The sequence below is a fragment of the Pseudomonas bubulae genome (assembly GCF_037023725.1).
Classification (GTDB): domain Bacteria; phylum Pseudomonadota; class Gammaproteobacteria; order Pseudomonadales; family Pseudomonadaceae; genus Aquipseudomonas; species Aquipseudomonas bubulae.
On the sequence record NZ_CP146077.1, the window covers coordinates 4,721,861 to 4,742,613 of the forward strand.

Consider the following 20,753-nt stretch of genomic DNA (forward strand, 5'->3'; position numbering starts at 1 on the left):
AACTGTTTGTGCGCATGTTGACCATTTGACTCAGGGACCCGGACATGGAACTGGTTGTAAAAAGCGTTAGCCCAGAAACGTTGAAAACGGCCACTCTGGTGGTCGCCATCGGCGAAGGCCGCAAGCTCGGCCCAACCGCCAAAGCCCTCGACGAACTCACCGGTGGCGCCATCAGCGCAGTCCTCAAGCGCGGCGACCTGGCCGGCAAAACCGGTCAAAGCCTGCTGTTGCACAGCTTGCCCAACCTCAAAGCCGAGCGCGTGCTGCTGCTGGGTACCGGCAAGGATGAAGAACTGGGCGATCGCCCGTTCCGCAAAATCATCAGCGGCGCACTGGGTGTACTCAAAGGCCTGGGCGGTAGCGATGCGGTGTTCGCACTGGACGAATTGGTGGTCAAGGGCCGCGACAGCTACAGCAAGACCCGCTTGCTGGCCGAAACCCTCGTAGACGGCGAATACACCTTCGACCGTTTCAAAAGCCAGAAGGCCGAACCCCGCGCCCTGAAAAAAATCACCCTGCTGACCATCAAGGCCGCGCAGGCTGAAGTGCAGCGCGCCGTGACCCACGCCCAGGCAATTGCCGCCGGCATGGCGTTCACCCGCGACCTGGGCAACCTGCCGCCGAACATCTGTCACCCGAGCTTCCTTGCCGAGCAGGCCAAGGATCTGGGCAAAGAGTTCAAAGGCCTGAAAGTCGAAATCCTTGACGAGAAAAAGATCAAGGATCTGGGCATGGGCGCGTTCTACGCTGTAGGCCAGGGCAGCGACCAGCCGCCTCGTCTGATCGTGATGAACTACGCCGGTGGCAAAAAATCCGAAAAACCGTACGTACTGGTAGGTAAAGGCATCACCTTCGACACCGGCGGCATCAGCCTCAAGCCGGGCGCCGGCATGGATGAAATGAAGTACGACATGGGTGGTGCTGCCAGCGTGTTCGGCACCCTGCGCGCCGTACTCGAGCTGAAACTGCCGATCAACCTGGTGTGCATTCTGGCCTGTGCTGAAAACATGCCTAGCGGCGGCGCGGCACGCCCGGGCGACATCGTGACGACCATGAGCGGCCAGACGGTCGAAATCCTCAACACCGACGCCGAAGGCCGTCTGGTGCTGTGTGACGCCCTGACCTACGCCGAGCGCTTCAAGCCACAGGCCGTGATCGACATCGCCACCCTGACCGGCGCCTGCATGGTTGCATTGGGCGCTCACACCTCGGGCCTGATGGGCAACAACGACGACCTGATCAACCAGTTGCTGGAAGCCGGCAAGCAAGCCGACGACCGTGCATGGCAACTGCCGCTGTTCGACGAGTACCAGGAACAACTGGACAGCCCGTTCGCCGACATGGCCAACATTGGCGGGCCTAAAGGCGGCGCCATCACTGCTGGCTGCTTCCTGTCGCGTTTTGCCAAGGCCTATAACTGGGCGCACCTGGACATCGCCGGCACGGCATGGGTCAGCGGCGGCAAGGACAAGGGCGCAAGTGGCCGCCCAGTGCCCCTGCTGACCCAGTACCTGCTGGATCGCGCCAACGCTTGAAGCTGACAATCGAAGACTGCGCCGCTTGAGGGCGGCGCAGTCCCGATTCAGGAACCGCAATGACCCCCGAAGCAAACCAAGAACTCACCAAGATCGACTTTTATATCCTGCCCAGCGCCGAACCCTCTGCGCGGCTGGACTTTGCCTGCAAACTCACCGAGAAGGCCTGGCGCCTGGGCCATCGCGTGTATCTGCATTGCTCTGACAGTGCCCAGCGCCAGGACCTGGATGAACGCCTGTGGCGCTTCAAGGGCGAAAGCTTCGTGCCCCACAGCAACACTGAAGACCAACCCGATAGCGTCGTGGTCATGGGCTGTACGGATGCACCCGCAAGCCACCAAGACTTACTGATCAACCTGGACCTCAAAGTCCCCGACTTTTTCAAGCGCTTCGCCCGCGTGGCCGAAGTGGTGGTCGAAGACCCCGCCGTGCGACAGGCTGCACGGGAGAGTTTCCGTTTCTACCGAGAACAGGGCTATCCTCTGCAGGACCACAAGTTACAACGACTCTGAGCACACGATGGACACCTCCAATTCGCCGCAAAAAGCTGCACACCTGCTTGATGATCTTGAGTCCATTCGCAAGCTGCTCGGCGATGAGGGGCTGCAACCGCCGCTGCTGACAGAGATGGTAGGTCGGCCCGACGAACAGATCCCGTTGCTCGACGAAGTTATCAGCGATGAACCAGAGCCGGAGCCGGTGCCCACGCAAATACCGCTGGTCGGCATCACCCCGGCGCCCGCGACGGAGAAAGCCCCTGACGCACTGCTTGCGCACCTGGACCGAGAGCTGCGCACTGCTGCCCAGGCCATCATGCAGGACGTGATCAACGACTTCGCCCCGCACATCGAAACCGAGATCAAGCGCCGCCTTGATGCCCACATGGAGCGTCTGCTCGCCCAACATCAAAGCTGACCCTGTGGGAGCGGGCTTGCTCGCGATTGCAGCACCTTAATGAAGCCGATGCACCGGGTTGCCCGTATCGCGAGCAAGCCCGCTCCCACAACAGCAATAGGTTCCCCGCGCAGTCCCACCCCGCTATACTTGCCGGCTTTCCTGAATTAATGCCAATAGGGTCCCGCCGCGCATGGATAAGACCTACCAGCCGCACGCCATTGAAACTTCCTGGTACAAAACCTGGGAAGAAGAGAATTATTTTGCCCCGCAAGGCGCGGGCGACCCGTACACCATCATGATTCCGCCGCCGAACGTCACCGGCAGCCTGCACATGGGGCACGGCTTCAACAACGCGATCATGGATGCCCTGATCCGTTTCCGTCGCATGCAGGGCCGCAACACCCTGTGGCAGCCGGGTACCGACCACGCGGGCATCGCCACCCAGATGCTGGTCGAGCGTCAGATCGAAGCACAAGGCCTGAACCGCCACGATTTGGGTCGTGAAAAATTCCTCGACAAGATCTGGGAATGGAAAGATCAGTCCGGCGGCAACATCAGCCGTCAGATCCGTCGCCTGGGTTCGTCCGTAGACTGGAGCCGCGAGCGCTTCACCATGGATGACGGCCTGTCTGAAGCCGTGAAGGAAGCCTTCGTGCGCCTCCACGAAGACGGCCTGATCTATCGTGGCAAGCGCCTGGTCAACTGGGACACCAAGCTGCACACGGCCATCTCCGACCTTGAAGTGGAAAACCACGACGAGAAAGGTTTCCTGTGGAACCTGCGCTACCCGCTGGCTGACGGCGCCAAGACCGCCGAAGGCCTGGACTACCTGGTGGTTGCTACCACCCGTCCGGAAACCATGCTGGGCGACGCAGCTGTTGCGGTAAACCCGGAAGACGAGCGCTACAAGGCCCTGATCGGCAAGTTTGTCGAGCTGCCGCTGGTTGGCCGCCGCATTCCGATCATCGCGGACGATTATTGCGATCCTGAATTCGGTACCGGTTGTGTGAAAATCACCCCGGCCCACGATTTCAACGACTACGAAGTCGGCAAGCGTCACAACCTGCCGCTGCTCAACATCTTCGATAAAAACGCCGCCGTGCTGCCTGCTGCCCAGGTGTTCAACCTCGATGGCACGCTGAACGAGTCCATCGACGGTACCCTGCCGGCCAAGTATGCAGGCCTGGACCGCTTCAAAGCGCGCAAGCAAATTGTCGCTGATTTCGACGAAGCCGGCCTGTTGGTCAGCGTCGATGATCACGCCCTGAAAGTGCCGAAAGGCGACCGTTCGGGCACCGTGATCGAACCGTGGCTGACTGACCAGTGGTACGTGTCGACCAAGCCTCTGGCAGAGCCTGCCATTGCTGCCGTGGAAGACGGGCGCATCGCGTTCGTGCCTAAACAGTACGAAAACATGTACTTCTCGTGGATGCGCGACATCCAGGACTGGTGCATCAGCCGTCAGCTGTGGTGGGGCCACCGCATTCCGGCCTGGTACGACGAGTCGGGCAAAGTCTATGTAGGCCGCGACGAGGCCGAAGTACGCGCCAAGAACAACCTGGGCCCGGACGTTGCCTTGCAACAGGACAACGACGTGCTCGACACCTGGTTCAGTTCGGGTCTGTGGACGTTCTCCACCCTCGGCTGGCCGGAAAAAACCGAAGCACTGAAAACCTTCCACTCCACTGACGTGCTGGTTACCGGTTTCGACATCATTTTCTTCTGGGTTGCCCGGATGATCATGCTCACCATGCATTTGGTGAAAAACGAAGACGGCACCCCGCAAGTTCCGTTCAAGACCGTGTATGTCCACGGCCTGGTCCGTGACGGTCAAGGCCAGAAGATGTCCAAGTCCAAGGGCAACGTCCTGGACCCGCTGGACATCATCGACGGCATCGAGCTCGAAGACCTGGTGGCCAAACGCACCACCGGCCTGATGCAGCCAAAACTGCTGAAGAAAATCGAGAAGCAGACCCGCGACGAATTCGCCGACGGCATCGCCAGCTACGGTACCGACGCCCTGCGCTTCACGTTCTGCTCGCTGGCGTCCACCGGCCGTGACATCAAGTTCGACATGGGCCGCGTCGAAGGCTATCGCAACTTCTGCAACAAGATCTGGAACGCCGCACGCTACGTGCTGGACAAGGGCGAAGACTGCGGCCAGAACGGCGAAGCCTACGAACTGTCGCTGGCTGACCGCTGGATCATCTCGCAGCTGCAGCGCACCGAAGCAGAAGTGACCCGTCACCTCGACCAGTTCCGTTTCGACCTCGCGGCGCAAGCGCTGTACGAGTTCATCTGGAACCAGTACTGCGACTGGTACCTGGAACTGTCCAAGCCTGTGCTGTGGGACGAAAACGCCCCGGTAGAACGTCAGCGCGGCACTCGCCGTACGCTGGTTCGGGTGCTGGAAGTGGCGTTGCGCCTGGCGCATCCGTTCATGCCATTCATCACCGAAGAAATCTGGCAGCGCATCGCGCCGCTGGCCGGTGCTGAAGGCAAGACCATCATGCTGCAACCGTGGCCGGTACCGAACGAAGCGCGCATCGACCAGGCCGCCGAAGACGATATCGAATGGCTCAAGGGCCTGATGCTGGGTATTCGCAACATCCGTGGCGAAATGAACATCGGCCCGGGCAAGCCTTTGCAGATCTACCTGAAAAACGTCAGCAGCGAAGATCAACGCCGTCTGGCCGAGAACGATGCCTTGCTCAAAAAGCTGGCTAAACTCGAAGCGATCACCGTGCTGCAAGAGGGCGCCGAAGCACCGCTGTCGGCTACCGCACTGGTAGGCGAGATGGAAGTGCTGGTGCCCATGGCCGGCCTGATCGACAAAGATGCAGAGTTGGCGCGTCTGGACAAGGAAATCCAGCGTCTGAACGGCGAAGTGGCCCGCGTAGGTGGAAAACTCTCTAACGCCGCGTTCGTTGACAAAGCTCCGGCCGAAGTCATCGAAAAAGAACGAACCAAGTTAGCCGAAGCCGAACAAGCCTTGAGCAAATTGGCCGAACAGCACGCGCGGATTTCCAGCCTGTAATAAAGCTGCGCACCTGATCGCGGGCAAGCCCTTAGCTCTGAAAGGAACTAAGGGCTTGCCCGCGATTGCTTTTGTGGAATGAATTGAACATGACAACCCCACGCACTTCCAAAGCCACACGCCACAAGCCCAAGGCTGTCAGCGACGCCAAGCCGGCTGAGCCACGGGTCAAGCCAAGCCTGCACCCACGTAACCGCCATCAGGGCCGCTACGACTTCCCGCAGCTGATTTCGGTCTGCCCTGAGCTGGCAGAGTTCGTGATCATCAACCCGTACGGCAAAGAAAGCATCGACTTCGCCAACCCGGATGCCGTGCGCGTATTCAACCGTGCGCTGCTCAAGGCGTTCTACGGTATCGCCCACTGGGACATTCCGGCTGACTACCTGTGCCCGCCTGTGCCCGGTCGCGCTGACTACGTGCACTTTCTGGCCGACCTGCTGGCCACCATGAACGATGGCGTCATCCCGCGTGGCCCGAGCGTGCGCGTGCTGGACATCGGTATGGGCGCAAACTGCGTTTACCCGCTGATTGGTCACAGCGAATACCGCTGGCAGTTCCTGGGCACCGAAGTTGACCCTACAGCCGTTAAAGCGGCCAAGGCGATCGTGCAGTCCAACGGCCTGAACAAAGCCATCAGCCTGCGCCTGCAACCCGATCAGAAGAAGATCTTGCTGGACGTCCTGGACAGCGCCGAGCGTTTTGACCTGAGCATGTGCAACCCGCCCTTTCATGCGTCGATCGATGAAGCAACGCGCGGCAGCGAGCGTAAATGGCGGGCACTGGGCAAGGCTGATCCCAAGCGCAAACTGCCTGTTCTGAACTTTGGCGGTCAAGCGGCCGAATTGTGGTGTGAAGGGGGCGAGCAGCGCTTTGTGACCCAGCTGATTCGCGAAAGCGTGCAAGTGGGCCGTCAGGTGCTGTGGTTCAGCGTACTGGTGTCCAAGGCGTCCAACTTGCCGGCGATTCAGACGGCACTGAAAAAAGCCGGTGTGCGGGAAAGCCAGGTGGTCGACATGTCACAGGGCAACAAGCAAAGCCGCTTTGTCGCCTGGACATTCCATGACAAAGAACAGCAACAGCTGTGGCGCGAGAAGAACTGGAAGTAATCTTGTAAATATGCAAAACCTCGTAGCAGCTGCCGAGCTGCGCGAGGCTGCGCGAGGCAGTTGCTACAAGATTTGCAGGCATAAAAAAGCCGCGCTTCGGAGTAATCCGAAGCGCGGCTTTTTTACAGCAGTCTTACTTGTTAACAGCGTCAGTCAGGCCTTTGGCCACAACGAGCTTGATAACTTTTTTGGCTGCGATTTCGATGGCTGCGCCAGTCGAAGGGTTACGGCCAGTACGGGCAGGACGCTCGGTCACTTTCAGTTTGCCAATACCTGGCAGAGTGATTTCGCCGCCATTTTCCAATTGATCAGCAACGATCTGGGCCAGTTGGTCCAGAGCGTTACGCGCGGTAGTTTTCGGCGCGTCGATAGCTTCAGCGATATCAGCGATCAGTTGGTCTTTAGTAATAGCCATTGAGATGTTCCTTCCCTATCAAATTCATTTGGTTTGCAGAGTGCAATGTCAGCCATCGAGCCAGATCTCAAGGGTCTGGCACACCCGCCAGCTTTCACGACGAATCGCGGATGTAGATAGCTAAAACGGGGTTTGGTTCGACCTGACACATGCTGAATGCACGCTTTACGCCGTTTCCGAGCGCAAGACCGGGCAAAACTAGCACAGAGACAGTTAAATATCCGCCTCTACCTGGGCTTTTGGTCAGCTTTATGGCCTTAAAACGGTAAAAAAACCGTCCAGGGCGCCCTCAAGCCCCCCAAACCCCGACCCGAGGCTCAGGTGCGGTACACTTGGCGCCTTTGCGGGGTGTGCACCCTGCCCTCTCATTACACACCGAGAAGCCCATGCCGATCCGTCATTGCATCGTCCACTTGATTGACAAAAAACCCGACGGTACGCCCGCAGTTCTCCACGCCCGTGACTCTGAACTGGCCGGGTCTCAAGCCATCGAGAACATGCTCGCTGACCTCAACGAAAGCTATAACGCCAAGCAAGGTAAAGCCTGGGGGTTTTTCCATGCCGAGTCCGGCGCGCATCCGTTCAGCGGCTGGCTCAAGGAATACCTCGATGGCGGTAAAGACTTCACGGCGTTCAGCCGCGTCGCCGTCGAGCATCTGCAAAAACTGATGGAAGAGTCCAACCTTTCCGTTGGCGGCCACGTGCTGTTCGCCCATTACCAGCAAGGCATGACCGACTACCTGGCCATCGCCCTGCTGCACCACAGCGACGGCGTTGCCGTGACCTCGGAGCTGGACGTGACGCCTTCGCGCCATCTGGACCTTGGCCAGCTGCACCTGGCCGCACGGATCAACATTTCCGAGTGGCAGAACAACAAGCAGTCCAAGCAATACATTTCGTTTATCAAAGGTAAAAACGGCAAGAAGGTTTCGGAGTACTTCCGCGACTTTATCGGCTGCCAGGAAGGTGTCGATGGCCCGGGCGAAACCCGTACCCTGCTCAAGGCCTTCAGTGACTTCGTAGAAAGCGAAGACTTGCCGGAAGAGTCCGCCCGGGAAAAAACCAAGACCCTGGTCGATTACGCCAGCAGTCAGGCAAAAATCGGCGAACCAATGGGCCTGGAAGAGTTGTCCGAGTTGATCGACGAAGAACGCCCCAAGGCTTTCTACGATCATATCCGTAACAAGGATTACGGCCTGTCCCCCGAAATTCCTGCTGACAAGCGCACCCTGAACCAGTTCCGTCGCTTCACCGGGCGCGCTGAGGGGCTCTCTATCAGCTTTGAGGCACACCTGTTGGGTTCCAAGGTCGAGTTCGACGAAGAAGCCGGTACGCTGGTGATCAAGGGCTTGCCGACCCAACTGCTCGATCAGCTCAAGCGCAGCAAGTAATGCTCAACGGTATCTTGAAGAAAGTCCTGTTTGTTCTGGTGGTAGTGGTCATCTTTCAGAACTGGGGCAAGATCGAGCGCGTGCTCAACCCTTCGGGTGTCGTCAGTGAGCAAACCCGGGCCAGCGCCCGGGTGGTGTTGTACTCCACCGAGTGGTGCGGCTACTGCAAGGCCACTCGGCGGTTCCTGGATGAGAAAGGCATACCGTTCAAGGAATTCGATATCGACAAGGATGCCAGTGCCCGCCAGGCTTACGAGGCGCTGGGCGGGCGCGGCATTCCGATACTGGATGTAAACGGCACGCTGATTCGCGACTTCAAGCCCGATGCGATATTGGCGGCACTGAAATAAGCCGGGAACAACTGTTCAATTTCTGTGGGAGCGGGCTTGCTCGCGATGCAGGCGCTGCGGTCAGCCAGACAAACCGCAGAGATACCATCGCGGGCAAGCCCGCTCCCACAGGAAAATCACTCCAGCTTCTGACTTTGCACAAGACACTCCTTGGCACTCTTCCTGAGTTTCTTGATCAATCGCTCCTGGCGCAACGCTTCACCCTTGTCCGGCCAGGATTCGACATACACCAGCGCCACTGCCGGGCTTGAAGCAAAAAAACGCGCGCCCTTGCCCGTTTGATGCTTGGCAAAACGGCGCACCGGGTCATCGCTGATACCGCAATACAAAGAGCCATTAGCGGCCCGCACAAGGTACACAAACCAGGGTTTCTCGACCACTTTCAGCGGCTGCCCTGAAAGGCCTTGAGCCCTTTTTGCGCCTGCGCCCGAATGGCGTTTTGTACCAGCGGTGTCCACCCCAGCAACAGGCCCTTGGTGCCCAGTGCCTGACGCGACCAGCGCCACAGATCGAAATGGTCGTGATGCTCGCAAATCTTGCCATCACGAAACACAAACCGTGCCTGGATATCATTGACCACCGTGGCGCCGGTCTGGCCAAACACATAGGTCGCCACCCAGTGCGCGCTGCCATGCTGGCCGTCAGCCTGAACCTGATCGAAGGTGAGGCTGAAATCCTTGGCCCGCGAGGTCAGCATGCGCCACATGTCAGCGGCATTGTGGCCACGCAGCTCGCCAAACACAGGGTCGCTGAACACCACGTCAGTGGTGTAACAGTCAGCCATTGCCTCGGCATCAAGCCGCTGGAAGGCCTGGTAGAAACGAGTGATCAATGCTTGGTGGTCTTGGCTCATGGCAGGGTCCGTACAGGTCTGGAATCAGAGCACGATAATCTGCAATGAACAGAAACACTATGGGCCTCAGACTTTCTCGCTTTGTACATTCACATACAGTGAACGGCCGGCGCCAAGCCCGGCGACGATGGCCCCCAGACCGATGACTGCAAATATCCAGCCCACGGCACTCCAGCCACCCGTCACTTCATGCACCACGCCCACCGCCAGCGGCCCCATCGATGCCACGGTGTAACCAATGCCCTGGGCCATGCCCGACAGATTGGCGGCGACATGGGCATCGCGCGAGCGCAGCACGATCATGGTCAAGGCCAGGCTGAATGTACCGCCCTGCCCCAGGCCCAGCACAATCGCCCAGCCCCACAAGCCATCGATAGGCGCATAAAGGCAACCAAACAGCCCGGCCAGGGTCATGCCCATAACCAGCACGATTGCCAGCCGCTGGTCTTTACCCCGCGTGGCCAGCCACGGTGCCGTCAGCGCCGTGATCAATTGCACAATAACCGAGCCGGACATCACCAACCCCGCCTGGGTAGGCGTCAGGCCGCGACCAATCAGGATTGACGGCAACCAGCCAAAAACAATGTAGGACAACGAGGATTGCAGCCCCATATAGAGCGTCACTTGCCAGGCCAACGGGTCACGCAACAAGCCACGCACGCGGTAAGCAACGTTGTGCGTGCCCTGACGCTTGCCCACCTGTGGCAGCCAGAAAACAACCGCAAGCAATGCGGGCAAGGCCCAGAAGCCAAGCCCCATTGCCCAGCTCTGCCCCAGTGACTCGCTAAGGGGCACCGTGGCCCCTGCCGCCAGTGCCGCACCCAGGCACAGGGCCATGGTGTAAACGCCGGTCATGGTTCCGGCATGCCCGGCGAAATCACGCTTGATGATGCCCGGCAACAACACACCGATGACGCCGATACTGGCCCCCGCCAGAATGCTCCCGGCAAACAGCCCCACTTCGCCCAGGCAACTGCGCAGAACGATCCCGCCGCCCAGCGTCAGCAAAATCCCCAGCACTACCCGCTCGGTACCAAAACGCCGCGCCAGGATTGGCGCCAGGGGCGCGAACAGCCCCAGGCACAGCACGGGCAACGTGGTCAACAGGCCAGCCTGCGCCGCAGACAAGCCCAGTCTGTCAGACACCTCACCCAGTAACGGCGCCATGCTCGACAGCGCGGGGCGCAGGTTCAAGGCCACCAGCACCAGCCCCAGGAGCAATAACCACGGACGCAAGACAACAGGCGCAGTGTGCTGAACCTGCTCGTCGTCAATTTCAGCGTCGATCAGCAACTCTTCCAGCTCATCGAGATGACGAACGGGCTCGACGCTGGCATTGGAAATTGACGAAGGGTGGCTCATGGCGTGCTCCGGCTCAAGGTTCATTGATCAACGTCCGGCACAGCGCCATGGCCCGTTGCGGGTTTTGTTGTTCTACGGCTTCCAGTAAATCAACGTGCAGGTCGAACACCACTTGACGACGCGGATGGACGTCCATGGTCTTGCGCAAATGATTGGTCAAGACGCTTGAGGTAAAGCGGTAGAGCTCGCTCAGGGCCGGGTTGTGGGCGGCATCAATCAGTCGTTGGTGAAACACCAGGTCACAGCAAATATAGGTATCGAGTTCACCGTGATAGTGCTGGCCACTGGCGTCCAGCGCCTGATGCAGCAGGCGCAAGTCCTCGTCCGTGCGGCGCAGGGCGGCCAGGCCAGCGGCTTCAACCTCAATGATGTGACGCATCTCCCGGCCCTGCTCCAGAGAGCAGGATGACAGCGCGCGCAGCGTGTCCATCGGGTCGACACGGCTGCGCAAGTAGCTGCCATCGCCCTGGCGAATCTCTATCAGCCCGGCAAATGCCAGCACGCGCATGGCTTCACGCACAGTGTTACGACTGATGTTCAATTGCGTAGCCAGCTCGGGCTCGGTTGGCAAACGCTGACCCACCTCCCAGGTACCGTTGTTTATTCGCGCACGCAGTTGCTCCAGAGCCTGGTCGACCAGCGAGCGTTTGATGATGGGAGAAGCGTCTGTCATTTAATTCGCCTTTTCATCCAATCATAGGATGAATTTTCCGACATGTTACTCAGACACCTCCATACGAGCAATCAACTACAGATTAAAAGCCCCCTAAAAAACCTTGTTCACCCTTGAACAAAAAACCCTTTAAGGGTAATTTTGATTGCATCGAGGCTGCCTCTTATGGAAAAGAAAACACCTCACTACAACCTCCAGTGCATTCAAGCCGATGTACAACGGCTTGGCGCTGTCGCCTTTACCAAAAGCGCATTGGATGGTGGACGAAGCCTGGGCCTGGTCCTCGCACAAATGCAGAGGGTCATTACCTCGTTGGAGCGCAGTGCGCTGTACAAATCGATGTCGACCCACGCCGACCACAAGGTCTGGCAGGACGTATATCACGCACAGGCCTACGGTTTGGCCATCTCTATCAAGGTGACGTATCGCCCCTGCGGAGGGCCGCCGGTCATCGCTTTCAAGGAGAAAACATCATGAGCAAAAATGACTGCTGCACCTGCGGCGCCGCCAATGCCATGCAAGCGTTCAAGGGCCGCAGCTTCAATGTGAACTTCAAGCAATTGAACCGGGTGGTGCACGGCCTGGACGGGCACGAATGCACCGAGTGCGCCGAGATCGAATTTGATGCACCCAGCGCAGAGCTATATGCCCAGGCTGGCGACGAACTGGTAGAAGATGCCAAACGGGTTATGGCGGAAGAAATGAAGCGTATCCGCCGCAAGCTTCACTTCACCCAAAAAAATGCCGTGCAGTTGCTGTCGGGGGGTGGCCACAATGCGTTCAGTCGTTATGAACGGGCCGAGGTGGAGCCACCAAAACCCTTGTTTGTGTTGATGCGATTGCTCGATCGCCACCCCGAACTGGTCCGCGAATTACAAGCCATCAACGAGTGTGCAGACATCAATGCGCTGCTGGTGCAAAAACAGCAGCAGCGCGAAAACTGACACCTTTGGTTTTGTAGCCGCTGACGAGCGCAGCGAGGCTGCGATCATCAGCGGCTACAAGTCCCGATCAATGCAAAATCTGATTCAGGAACAGTTTGGTCCGGTCATTTTGCGGGTTGTCGAAGAAGTCATTCGGGGCGGCCTCCTCCACGATTTCGCCCTTGTCCATAAAGATCACCCGGTTGGCCACGGTGCGCGCAAAGCCCATTTCATGGGTTACGCAGAGCATCGTCATGCCGTCTTCCGCCAGGCCGATCATGGTGTCCAGCACCTCTTTAACCATCTCCGGGTCAAGTGCTGAAGTCGGTTCGTCAAACAGCATGATCTTGGGCTTCATGCACAGCGCCCGGGCAATTGCCACACGTTGCTGCTGACCACCCGACAACTGCCCCGGGAACTTGTGCGCCTGCTCCGGAATACGCACCCTTTCCAGATAATGCATGGCAATTTCTTCGGCCTGACGCCGGGGCATCTTGCGCACCCACATCGGCGCCAGCGTGCAGTTCTGCAGAATGGTCAGGTGCGGGAACAGGTTGAAGTGCTGGAACACCATGCCCACTTCACGCCGCACCGTCTCGATTTGCTTGATGTCGTTGGTCAGCTCTACACCGTCGACCACGATGCGTCCCTGCTGGTGCTCTTCGAGGCGATTGAGGCAACGGATGGTGGTTGACTTGCCGGAGCCCGAAGGCCCGCACAAGACGATACGCTCGCCCGGCTGGACGTTGAGGTTGATGTCCTTTAGCACATGGAACTGGCCGTACCACTTGTTGACGCCCAGCATCTGAATAATGCCTTCAGAGCTTGCTGGCTTTTTGATTGCTTCACTCATGTCGCACTACTCCTAACGCTTGTGGCCAGTGTCCAGCTTGTGCTCCAGATGCATGGAGTAGCGGGACATACCAAAACAGAAAATCCAGAACACCAGGGCAGCAAACACATAGCCTTCAGTGGCCATACCCAGCCATTTCGGGTCGGCGGCGGCTTGTTTGACGCTATTGAGCAGGTCGAACAGACCGATGATGATCACCAGGCTGGTGTCCTTGAACAGGGCAATAAAGGTGTTGACGATGCCGGGGATCACCAGCTTCAAGGCTTGCGGCAAAATCACCAGGCCCATGCTGCGCCAGTAGCCCAGGCCCATGGCCGCAGCCGCCTCGTACTGACCCTTGGGGATGGCTTGCAGACCGCCACGCACCACTTCCGCCACATAAGCCGACTGAAACAGGATTACGCCGATCAAGGCCCGCAGTAATTTGTCGAAGTTCATGCCCTCGGGCAGAAACAGCGGCAGCATCACCGAAGACATAAACAGCACGGTAATCAGCGGAACGCCGCGCCAAAACTCGATAAAAGTCACGCACACCACGCGAATGGCCGGCATGTCCGAGCGGCGGCCCAGGGCCAGCAAAATCCCCAGTGGCAAGGCGCCCGCAATACCTACCGTGGCAATCACCAGCGTGAGCATCAGGCCGCCCCACTGGCTGGTAGCCACGTTAGTCAGGCCCAGATAGCCGCCGTGGAGCAAGGTAAACGCCAGGATGGGGTACACCACCAAAAAGCCCAGCCCGTAGATAGCCTTGTGCTTGAAGCGCGAGATAAACAACGGCGCCGCACCCACCACGGCCAGCCATACCGTCAGGTCAACCCGCCAACGCAGCCCGGTCGGGTAATAGCCATACATAAACTGGCCAAAACGCTGCTGGATAAACACCCAGCAGGCGCCCTCTTTGGTGCAATCAGCTTGCGTGCTGCCTACCCAATTGGCATCGAAAACCGTCCAGTTCAGCAGCGGCGGCACGATCAGCCAGACCAGATAAAAGGCAAACAGGGTCAGCAAGGTGTTGAGCCAGCTGGAAAACAGATTGGCCCGCGCCCAGGCGACAATACCGATGCGGTTGCCCGGCGGCGGCATGTCGGGTTTGAAAACATGAGTCGTCATAGTCCAGTCCTCATCGCTCGATCAGCGCAATGCGCGTGTTGTACCAATTCATCAGCAGCGAAATGCTGATGCTGATGGCCAGGTACACGCTCATGGTGATGGCAATGACTTCAATCGCTTGCCCGGTCTGGTTGAGGACCGTGCCGGCAAACAGTGAAACCATTTCCGGATAACCGATGCCCGCCGCCAGCGACGAGTTTTTCACCAGGTTCAGGTATTGGCTGGTCAAAGGCGGAATGATCACCCGCAGCGCTTGCGGGATGATTACCTTGCGCAGCGTCGGCCCCGGGCGCAGCCCCAGCGAGCGGGCGGCTTCGGTCTGACCGTGACTGACGGACTTGATCCCCGACCGTACGATTTCGGCAATAAAAGCCGCGGTGTACACCGTCAACGCAATGGTCAGCGCCAACAGTTCCGGGATCAGCACCCAGCCACCGACAAAGTTGAAGCCCTTGAGCTGTGGCATCTCCCAGTGCACCGGGGTACCGAACAGCAACACGCACAGGCCAGGAATCGCCAGCAGCAAGAACAGCCCGACCCAGAACTTGTGAAATGGCTCGCCGGTGTCTTCAAAGCGCTTGTTGGCCCGACGGACCATCAGCACCACGGCCACGATAGCCAGCACCACACTGGCCACAAACGGCCAGAAGGCATCCGTACCCACTGCGGCCGGCATGTTCAGGCCACGGCTGCTCATATAGAAGGTGTTGGCAAAGTTATGGCTGTTGCGTGGCCCTGGCATGGTCAGGAAGACCGCGAAGTACCAGAACAGGATTTGCAGCAATGGCGGGATATTGCGAAAGATCTCCACATACACCGTTGCCAGCTTGCTGATCATCCAGTTCGACGACAGGCGTGCCACGCCGATGATAAACCCCAGGATCGTCGCCAGGACGATACCGATCACGGACACCAGCAAGGTGTTGAGCAACCCGATCAGAAAGACCCGCGCATAACTGTCGGACTCGGTGTAATCAATCAAATGCTGCGCAATGCCAAACCCGGCACTGCGCTCCAGAAAGTCAAAACCCGAAGTAATGCCGCGATGTTGCAGGTTGGTCTGGGTATTGTTGAACAGATACCAGCCCATAAAGACCACCAGCGCGACGGTGACGATCTGAAATAACCACGCACGCACACGTGGATCGCCGAGGCTGAGCCTGGGCTTGGGTGCGCCGACTTTAATTTGCATGAAGTGCCCCTAACAATGGATCAGACAACATCACCCGGCAGTTGGCCTGCCGGATGAAAGGGCTATCAGCGCACAGGGGGTGCGTATTGAATGCCGCCGTTATTCCACAGAGCGTTCAGCCCGCGGTCGATGGCCAGAGGCGTGTTTTTACCGAGGTTTTTCTCGAAGACTTCACCGTAGTTACCCACCTGGCTGACAATCTGCACCACCCAGTCTTTTGGCAGTTTCAGGTCTTTACCGTATTCGCCGTCAGCACCCAGCAAGCGGGCGACATCCGGGTTTTTGGTGGATTTGGCTTCAGCCACAACGTTTTTCGAGGTGATGCCGGCTTCTTCAGCATTGAGCATGGCGAACAGGGTCCACTTCACAATGCTGAACCAGTCTTCGTCGCCCTTGCGCACGACAGGCCCCAGAGGCTCCTTGGAGATGGTTTCAGGCAATACGACATAGTCGCTCGGGTTGGCCAGCTTGCTACGCTGTGCGTACAACTGGGACTTGTCGGAGGTCAACACGTCGCAACGGCCGCTTTCCAGAGACTTGGCGCTTTCATCAGAGGTGTCGAAGGTGATCGGGGTGTACTTGAGGTTATTGGCGCGGAAGTAATCCGACACATTCAGCTCGGTAGTCGTGCCGGCCTGGATACAGATGGTTGCACCGTCCAGTTCCTTGGCACTTTTTACCCCCAGCTTGTTGTTGACCAAAAAGCCGACGCCGTCGTAATAGGTCACGCCCGCGAACACCATGCCCATGCCCGCATCACGGGAACTGGTCCAGGTGGTATTGCGCGACAACACATCGACTTCGCCCGATTGCAGCGCGGTGAAACGCTCCTTGGCGTTCAACTGGCTGAACTTGACCTTGGTAGCATCGCCAAACACTGCGGCGGCCACTGCACGACAGACATCCGCATCGATCCCCATGATCTTGCCGTCTTTATCCGGTACCGAAAAGCCCGGTAAACCGTCACTCACGCCACATTGCACAAAACCTTTCTTCTTGACACTGTCCAGGGTCGCGCCTGCGTGGGCAAAACCGCTGGCACTGAGTAACACGATGGCTGCTGTGGCCAAAGCCAGGGTGGATTTCAATTGCTTCATTCAAACCTCCAGTGCTGCTTTTTTGTGTTTGAACAAGGCCCGCCGCCCCCTTGTGAGGCACTGTTGACCCATGTTGGCTTTTTATTGGGTCAAGCGGCATAAGCCTTGAGCGATGGGTGCATCGCACGAACCGTCAAACTGAAGCGCTCACTTGAGCTGTTGAATTCCTTGTCTAACTCCAACCTCGGGATTTTTGCAGCCCCCCCTGTTAGTGTTACCGTCCAAAGGGGGCGCATTCACGCCACTGTCCACATAGCAAGGCGCGTACCACTCTTGGCCCCTAAGTAAGTTCAGTAGGTAATGCAGGAAAAAACGTTCAAGCACGCGACATATTCTGTAATCCTTAGTCGATCAAGCACACTTGTAGCGCACCCGATTTGCGCACATGCACAACGATGGAGCAGCCATGACCCAACCCCTGATCATCCAGCCTCAAAAAACCGCAGACGCCTGTGTTATCTGGCTCCACGGTCTGGGTGCCGACCGTTATGACTTCATGCCGGTGGCTGAGATCCTGCAACAGTCGTTGCTGACCACGCGCTTTGTATTGCCGCAGGCTCCAACCCGCGCCGTGACCATCAATGGCGGCTATGCCATGCCTAGCTGGTACGACATCAAGGCCATGAGTCCTGCCCGCTCGATCAGTGAAGAAGAGCTCGAAGAGTCGGCCGACATGGTCATTGCCTTGATCGAAGCCCAGCGCCAGAGCGGTATCGACGCCAGCCGGATTTTTCTGGCCGGGTTTTCACAAGGTGGCGCCGTGGTTTTCCATACCGCTTATTTGAAATGGCAGGGCCCACTGGGTGGCGTTATTGCCCTTTCAACCTATGCGCCAACCTTCAACGAAGGCCTGCCATTGTCGGCCAGCCAGCAGCGAATCCCGGCTTTGTGCCTGCACGGGCAGTACGATGATGTAGTCCAAAACGCTATGGGCCGTACGGCTTATGAGCATTTGAAAGCCGCAGGTGTGTCCGTTACATGGCAGGAGTACCCAATGGGCCATGAAGTGTTACCAGAGGAAATAAGCGATATCGGTACCTGGCTGACGAAACATCTGAGCTAAAACCGAAACATCCCGTCGTTCACTACACGCCGAGCGCCCGACTTGCATTACACTGCCCGGCGTATACTCCTTAACCAACTGATGAGATGACCGTGCTCAAAGCACTTAAAAAAATATTCGGTAAAAGCGAGGCTGAGCCGCTCGCGCCAGCTTCCGTTACACCTCCAGGCAACGCCAGAGCGCGAACCGACGCGCAACAACCTGGCCGTTCTGCTCCTGTTCCAGCCCCTGAGCCGGTGAACACTCCCGACGCACAATCCGCTGCTGAACAACCGCGTATCGAAAAACCCAAAATTGCCAAGCCACGGCGTGAGGCGGCCCCCAAGCCACCGGTCATTCCCTGGAAACTCGAAGACTTCGCCGTCGAGCCACAAGAAGGCAAAGTCCGCTTTCACGATTTCAAGCTCGCCCCCGAGCTGATGCACGCCATCCAGGACCTTGGTTTCCCGTACTGCACGCCGATCCAGGCAGGCGTACTGGGCTATACCTTGAGCGGGCGTGACGCTATTGGCCGTGCCCAGACCGGTACGGGCAAGACGGCTGCGTTCCTGATCTCGATCATTAGCCAGTTGACCCAGACGCCGCCGCCAAAAGAGCGTTACATGGGCGAACCACGCGCTCTGATCATCGCGCCGACCCGTGAGCTGGTGGTGCAGATCGCCAAGGACGCGGCCGACCTGACCAAGTACACCGACCTCAATGTCATGACATTCGTGGGCGGCATGGACTTCGACAAGCAACTCAAGCAGCTTGAAGCCCGCCATTGCGACATTCTGGTGGCCACACCGGGCCGTCTGCTGGACTTCAACCAGCGCGGCGAAGTGCATCTGGACATGGTCGAAGTGATGGTGCTCGACGAAGCCGACCGCATGCTGGACATGGGCTTCATCCCGCAAGTACGCCAGATCATTCGTCAAACGCCACCAAAAGCCGAACGTCAGACGCTGCTGTTCTCCGCGACCTTTACCGAGGACGTGATGAACCTGGCCAAGCAATGGACCACAGACCCTGCCATCGTCGAGATCGAAGCGGTCAACGTCGCCAGTGACATGGTTGAGCAGCACGTCTATGCCGTCGCCGGTGCCGACAAGTACAAGCTGTTGTTCAACCTGGTCAACGACAATGGCTGGGAACGGGTGATCGTATTTGCCAACCGCAAGGACGAAGTGCGCCGCATCGAAGAGCGCCTGGTACGTGACGGTATCAACGCGGCGCAACTGTCGGGGGATGTACCGCAGCACAAACGTATCAAGACCCTGGAAGGCTTCCGCGAAGGCAAGATCCGCGTGCTGGTAGCTACCGACGTTGCAGGTCGTGGCATCCACATTGATGGCATCAGCCACGTGATCAACTTCACCCTGCCTGAAGTGCCGGACGACTATGTACACCGTATTGGCCGTACCGGCCGTGCTGGCGCCAGCGGTGTATCGATCAGTTTTGCCGGTGAAGACGACTCGTACCAGTTGCCGTCGATCGAAGCCCTGCTAGGTCGTAAAATCAGCTGCGAAACGCCACCAGCCGAGCTGCTGCGCCCTGTCGTACGCGCTGTGCGCAAGCCGCAGGACCCGACTGCAACGGCCTGATACGCAAATCTGTAGCCGCTGCCGAGGCACGAGGCTGCGATGGGCTGCGAAGCGGCCCCGCTTTTTGAAGGGCCTGCGGCCCTTATCGCAGCCTGCGGCAGCGGCTACAGGGCTTGATTACTTCCAGCGCTGCGCCGCCACTTCATCGCTCACCCGCCCCTCCACCCATCGCGGGCCTGAGGGGGTCTGTTCTTTTTTCCAGAACGGGGCGCGGGTTTTCAGATAATCCATCACAAAACTGCAGGCATCGAAAGCGGCCTGACGGTGAGCACTGGCTACGCCAACAAACACAATCGGCTCTCCCGGCTCCAGCAGGCCAATACGGTGCAGCACTTCAAGCTTGAGCAGCGGCCAGCGCTGCGCAGCTTCATCAATAATTTTGCCCAGGGCTTTCTCGGTCATGCCCGGATAATGCTCCAGGAACATCCCCGCCACGTCACGGCCGTCATTGAAGTCGCGCACATAACCGACAAAACTCACCACTGCGCCCACGCCCAGATTCGCGGCATGCAGTGCATTGACTTCAGCGCCAGGATCAAAGGCCGCCGCTTGCACCCGAATCGCCATGTTCAGCCTCCGGTCACGGGCGGAAAAAATGCCACTTCGTCGCCGTCCGCCAGGGGTTCGGCGAGCTTGCACAGTTCTTCATTGCGCGCACACATCAGGTTGGGCTCGGCCAGCACCTGCCAGGCACCACCGCGTTGCGTCAGGTGCGCGCGCAACTGCTCAATGGAGACGAACCCGCCCTCCACTGCCTCACTATCCAGCCCCAGAACCTCGCGATAGCGGGCAAAGAAAACCACTTTGAGCTTCATGACGCATCCGCCTGAAAGTGCCCGCTCTTGCCGCCGAGCTTTTCCAGTACGCGCACACCTTCGATGGTCATGCCGCGATCGACCGCCTTGCACATGTCGTAAATAGTCAGGGCTGCAACGCTGGCGGCGGTCAGGGCTTCCATTTCGACGCCGGTCTGCCCGGACAGCTTGCAGCGCGCCACGATCAATACCGCGTCGCTGCCTTGGGCACTGAGCTCAACCTTGACGCTGGTGAGCATCAACGGATGGCACAAAGGGATCAGGTCCGAGGTTTTCTTCGCTGCCTGGATCCCGGCAATCCGCGCCACGGCAAACACATCACCCTTGGGGTGACCGCCACTGATGATCATGTCCAGGGTTTCAGGGCGCATGCGCACCACCGCTTGTGCCACAGCCTCACGGGAGGTCACCGCTTTGTCGGTGACATCGACCATGTTGGCGCGGCCTTGGGAATCTAAGTGAGTCAGCACAGGGGGTACTCCAGAGAGGAGTATCGAT

23 protein-coding genes are annotated in these 20,753 nt (G+C 58.5%); 11 read left to right on the forward strand and 12 right to left on the reverse strand.

What is annotated here, in order from left to right; translation table 11 throughout:
• Window positions 1-44: 44 nt before the first annotated feature.
• The 5 genes from V6L81_RS21705 (at window position 45) to rlmF (ending at window position 6,575) form a co-directional block, all read left to right on the forward strand.
• On the forward strand, window positions 45-1,535 hold the full coding sequence (locus tag V6L81_RS21705; protein ID WP_095001230.1) for a leucyl aminopeptidase: 1,491 nt from the start codon (window positions 45-47) through the stop codon (window positions 1,533-1,535).
• 59 nt (window positions 1,536-1,594) lie between these two features.
• Window positions 1,595-2,047, forward strand: coding sequence for a DNA polymerase III subunit chi (locus tag V6L81_RS21710; RefSeq protein WP_338660327.1), 453 nt, complete (start codon window positions 1,595-1,597; stop codon window positions 2,045-2,047).
• Window positions 2,048-2,054: 7 nt separating this feature from the next.
• On the forward strand, window positions 2,055-2,450 hold the full coding sequence (locus V6L81_RS21715) for a DNA polymerase III subunit chi (RefSeq protein WP_095001228.1): 396 nt from the start codon (window positions 2,055-2,057) through the stop codon (window positions 2,448-2,450).
• A 172-nt stretch (window positions 2,451-2,622) separates the two neighbouring features.
• Window positions 2,623-5,469 carry a valine--tRNA ligase gene (locus V6L81_RS21720; RefSeq protein WP_338660328.1) on the forward strand — a complete coding sequence of 949 codons (2,847 nt, stop codon included), beginning with the start codon at window positions 2,623-2,625 and terminating at the stop codon, window positions 5,467-5,469.
• 89 nt (window positions 5,470-5,558) lie between these two features.
• Window positions 5,559-6,575 (forward strand): 23S rRNA (adenine(1618)-N(6))-methyltransferase RlmF, encoded by a 1,017-nt coding sequence (gene rlmF, locus V6L81_RS21725; RefSeq protein WP_095001226.1) that lies wholly within the window; start codon window positions 5,559-5,561, stop codon window positions 6,573-6,575.
• 133 nt (window positions 6,576-6,708) lie between these two features.
• On the opposite strand, the gene V6L81_RS21730 is transcribed toward rlmF, so the two are convergent.
• The gene (locus V6L81_RS21730) at window positions 6,709-6,990 is read right to left on the reverse strand and encodes an HU family DNA-binding protein (RefSeq protein WP_003440137.1); all 282 of its coding nucleotides are present in this window, start codon (window positions 6,988-6,990) and stop codon (window positions 6,709-6,711) included.
• Window positions 6,991-7,376: 386 nt separating this feature from the next.
• Here V6L81_RS21730 and yejK point away from each other — a divergent pair, with 386 nt between their 5' ends.
• Both yejK and V6L81_RS21740 read left to right on the forward strand, forming a co-directional pair.
• Window positions 7,377-8,381, forward strand: a complete 1,005-nt coding sequence (gene yejK / locus V6L81_RS21735) for a nucleoid-associated protein YejK (protein WP_095001225.1) — start codon at window positions 7,377-7,379, stop codon at window positions 8,379-8,381.
• A complete protein-coding gene (locus V6L81_RS21740; RefSeq protein WP_016781886.1) occupies window positions 8,381-8,731 on the forward strand; it encodes a glutaredoxin family protein in 351 nt (116 codons plus the stop codon). Before yejK ends, V6L81_RS21740 begins: the two co-directional genes overlap by 1 nt.
• A gap of 116 nt (window positions 8,732-8,847) precedes the next feature.
• Here V6L81_RS21740 and V6L81_RS21745 read toward each other — a convergent pair whose 3' ends face one another.
• The 4 genes from V6L81_RS21745 to V6L81_RS21760 all read right to left on the reverse strand — a co-directional run bounded on the left by V6L81_RS21745 (window position 8,848) and on the right by V6L81_RS21760 (window position 11,619).
• The gene (locus V6L81_RS21745; RefSeq protein ID WP_095001393.1) at window positions 8,848-9,117 is read right to left on the reverse strand and encodes a GIY-YIG nuclease family protein; all 270 of its coding nucleotides are present in this window, start codon (window positions 9,115-9,117) and stop codon (window positions 8,848-8,850) included.
• Window positions 9,114-9,584 carry a nuclear transport factor 2 family protein gene (locus V6L81_RS21750; RefSeq protein WP_095031480.1) on the reverse strand — a complete coding sequence of 157 codons (471 nt, stop codon included), beginning with the start codon at window positions 9,582-9,584 and terminating at the stop codon, window positions 9,114-9,116. The genes V6L81_RS21745 and V6L81_RS21750 overlap by 4 nt, the downstream gene beginning before the upstream one ends.
• Window positions 9,585-9,650: 66 nt before the next feature.
• A complete protein-coding gene (locus V6L81_RS21755) occupies window positions 9,651-10,970 on the reverse strand; it encodes a CynX/NimT family MFS transporter (protein ID WP_095001223.1) in 1,320 nt (439 codons plus the stop codon).
• Entirely contained in the window at window positions 10,960-11,619 is a 660-nt protein-coding gene (locus V6L81_RS21760; RefSeq protein ID WP_095001222.1) for a FadR/GntR family transcriptional regulator, read from the reverse strand. Before V6L81_RS21760 ends, V6L81_RS21755 begins: the two co-directional genes overlap by 11 nt.
• 165 nt (window positions 11,620-11,784) lie before the next feature.
• On the opposite strand from V6L81_RS21760, the gene V6L81_RS21765 reads away from it, so the two are divergent.
• Together V6L81_RS21765 and V6L81_RS21770 are read left to right on the forward strand one after the other, a co-directional pair.
• Window positions 11,785-12,096, forward strand: coding sequence for a type II toxin-antitoxin system MqsR family toxin (locus V6L81_RS21765; protein WP_095023048.1), 312 nt, complete (start codon window positions 11,785-11,787; stop codon window positions 12,094-12,096).
• The gene (locus tag V6L81_RS21770) at window positions 12,093-12,563 is read left to right on the forward strand and encodes a type II toxin-antitoxin system MqsA family antitoxin (RefSeq protein ID WP_095001220.1); all 471 of its coding nucleotides are present in this window, start codon (window positions 12,093-12,095) and stop codon (window positions 12,561-12,563) included. Before V6L81_RS21765 ends, V6L81_RS21770 begins: the two co-directional genes overlap by 4 nt.
• Before the next feature lie 67 nt (window positions 12,564-12,630).
• On the opposite strand, the gene V6L81_RS21775 is transcribed toward V6L81_RS21770, so the two are convergent.
• From V6L81_RS21775 to V6L81_RS21790, 4 genes are all read right to left on the reverse strand, one after another.
• Window positions 12,631-13,395, reverse strand: coding sequence for an amino acid ABC transporter ATP-binding protein (locus tag V6L81_RS21775; protein ID WP_095018210.1), 765 nt, complete (start codon window positions 13,393-13,395; stop codon window positions 12,631-12,633).
• Between the two features lie 12 nt (window positions 13,396-13,407).
• Complete coding sequence (locus V6L81_RS21780; protein ID WP_095018211.1) at window positions 13,408-14,505, reverse strand: amino acid ABC transporter permease; 1,098 nt, start codon at window positions 14,503-14,505, stop codon at window positions 13,408-13,410.
• A gap of 10 nt (window positions 14,506-14,515) precedes the next feature.
• On the reverse strand, window positions 14,516-15,697 hold the full coding sequence (locus tag V6L81_RS21785; protein WP_095001217.1) for an amino acid ABC transporter permease: 1,182 nt from the start codon (window positions 15,695-15,697) through the stop codon (window positions 14,516-14,518).
• 65 nt (window positions 15,698-15,762) lie between these two features.
• Window positions 15,763-16,794: an amino acid ABC transporter substrate-binding protein gene (locus V6L81_RS21790; RefSeq protein WP_095001216.1), complete on the reverse strand. Its 1,032-nt coding sequence runs from the start codon at window positions 16,792-16,794 to the stop codon at window positions 15,763-15,765.
• A gap of 406 nt (window positions 16,795-17,200) precedes the next feature.
• Between V6L81_RS21790 and V6L81_RS21795 the strand changes: the two genes are divergently transcribed.
• Both V6L81_RS21795 and rhlB read left to right on the forward strand, forming a co-directional pair.
• A complete protein-coding gene (locus V6L81_RS21795; protein WP_095001215.1) occupies window positions 17,201-17,857 on the forward strand; it encodes an alpha/beta hydrolase in 657 nt (218 codons plus the stop codon).
• 86 nt (window positions 17,858-17,943) lie between these two features.
• Complete coding sequence (rhlB, locus tag V6L81_RS21800; protein ID WP_095001214.1) at window positions 17,944-19,440, forward strand: ATP-dependent RNA helicase RhlB; 1,497 nt, start codon at window positions 17,944-17,946, stop codon at window positions 19,438-19,440.
• A gap of 117 nt (window positions 19,441-19,557) precedes the next feature.
• Here rhlB and moaE read toward each other — a convergent pair whose 3' ends face one another.
• From moaE to moaC, 3 genes are read right to left on the reverse strand one after another with little or no spacing between them, the layout of a single operon-like run.
• A complete protein-coding gene (gene moaE / locus V6L81_RS21805) occupies window positions 19,558-20,007 on the reverse strand; it encodes a molybdopterin synthase catalytic subunit MoaE (RefSeq protein WP_095001213.1) in 450 nt (149 codons plus the stop codon).
• A gap of 2 nt (window positions 20,008-20,009) precedes the next feature.
• Window positions 20,010-20,255, reverse strand: coding sequence for a MoaD/ThiS family protein (locus V6L81_RS21810; RefSeq protein WP_095001212.1), 246 nt, complete (start codon window positions 20,253-20,255; stop codon window positions 20,010-20,012).
• Window positions 20,252-20,725: a cyclic pyranopterin monophosphate synthase MoaC gene (moaC, locus tag V6L81_RS21815; RefSeq protein WP_095001211.1), complete on the reverse strand. Its 474-nt coding sequence runs from the start codon at window positions 20,723-20,725 to the stop codon at window positions 20,252-20,254. Before moaC ends, V6L81_RS21810 begins: the two co-directional genes overlap by 4 nt.
• Window positions 20,726-20,753: the final 28 nt, after the last annotated feature.

Coding starts and splice junctions, on each gene's coding strand:
- V6L81_RS21705 (WP_095001230.1), top strand. CDS start 45: ATGGAACTGGTTGTAAAAAGCGTTAGCCCAGAAACGTTGAAAACGGCC.
- V6L81_RS21710 (WP_338660327.1), top strand. CDS start 1,595: ATGACCCCCGAAGCAAACCAAGAACTCACCAAGATCGACTTTTATATC.
- V6L81_RS21715 (WP_095001228.1), top strand. CDS start 2,055: ATGGACACCTCCAATTCGCCGCAAAAAGCTGCACACCTGCTTGATGAT.
- V6L81_RS21720 (WP_338660328.1), top strand. CDS start 2,623: ATGGATAAGACCTACCAGCCGCACGCCATTGAAACTTCCTGGTACAAA.
- rlmF (WP_095001226.1), top strand. CDS start 5,559: ATGACAACCCCACGCACTTCCAAAGCCACACGCCACAAGCCCAAGGCT.
- V6L81_RS21730 (WP_003440137.1), bottom strand. CDS start 6,990: ATGGCTATTACTAAAGACCAACTGATCGCTGATATCGCTGAAGCTATC.
- yejK (WP_095001225.1), top strand. CDS start 7,377: ATGCCGATCCGTCATTGCATCGTCCACTTGATTGACAAAAAACCCGAC.
- V6L81_RS21740 (WP_016781886.1), top strand. CDS start 8,381: ATGCTCAACGGTATCTTGAAGAAAGTCCTGTTTGTTCTGGTGGTAGTG.
- V6L81_RS21750 (WP_095031480.1), bottom strand. CDS start 9,584: ATGAGCCAAGACCACCAAGCATTGATCACTCGTTTCTACCAGGCCTTC.
- V6L81_RS21755 (WP_095001223.1), bottom strand. CDS start 10,970: ATGAACCTTGAGCCGGAGCACGCCATGAGCCACCCTTCGTCAATTTCC.
- V6L81_RS21760 (WP_095001222.1), bottom strand. CDS start 11,619: ATGACAGACGCTTCTCCCATCATCAAACGCTCGCTGGTCGACCAGGCT.
- V6L81_RS21765 (WP_095023048.1), top strand. CDS start 11,785: ATGGAAAAGAAAACACCTCACTACAACCTCCAGTGCATTCAAGCCGAT.
- V6L81_RS21770 (WP_095001220.1), top strand. CDS start 12,093: ATGAGCAAAAATGACTGCTGCACCTGCGGCGCCGCCAATGCCATGCAA.
- V6L81_RS21775 (WP_095018210.1), bottom strand. CDS start 13,395: ATGAGTGAAGCAATCAAAAAGCCAGCAAGCTCTGAAGGCATTATTCAG.
- V6L81_RS21780 (WP_095018211.1), bottom strand. CDS start 14,505: ATGACGACTCATGTTTTCAAACCCGACATGCCGCCGCCGGGCAACCGC.
- V6L81_RS21785 (WP_095001217.1), bottom strand. CDS start 15,697: ATGCAAATTAAAGTCGGCGCACCCAAGCCCAGGCTCAGCCTCGGCGAT.
- V6L81_RS21790 (WP_095001216.1), bottom strand. CDS start 16,794: ATGAAGCAATTGAAATCCACCCTGGCTTTGGCCACAGCAGCCATCGTG.
- V6L81_RS21795 (WP_095001215.1), top strand. CDS start 17,201: ATGACCCAACCCCTGATCATCCAGCCTCAAAAAACCGCAGACGCCTGT.
- rhlB (WP_095001214.1), top strand. CDS start 17,944: ATGACCGTGCTCAAAGCACTTAAAAAAATATTCGGTAAAAGCGAGGCT.
- moaE (WP_095001213.1), bottom strand. CDS start 20,007: ATGGCGATTCGGGTGCAAGCGGCGGCCTTTGATCCTGGCGCTGAAGTC.
- V6L81_RS21810 (WP_095001212.1), bottom strand. CDS start 20,255: ATGAAGCTCAAAGTGGTTTTCTTTGCCCGCTATCGCGAGGTTCTGGGG.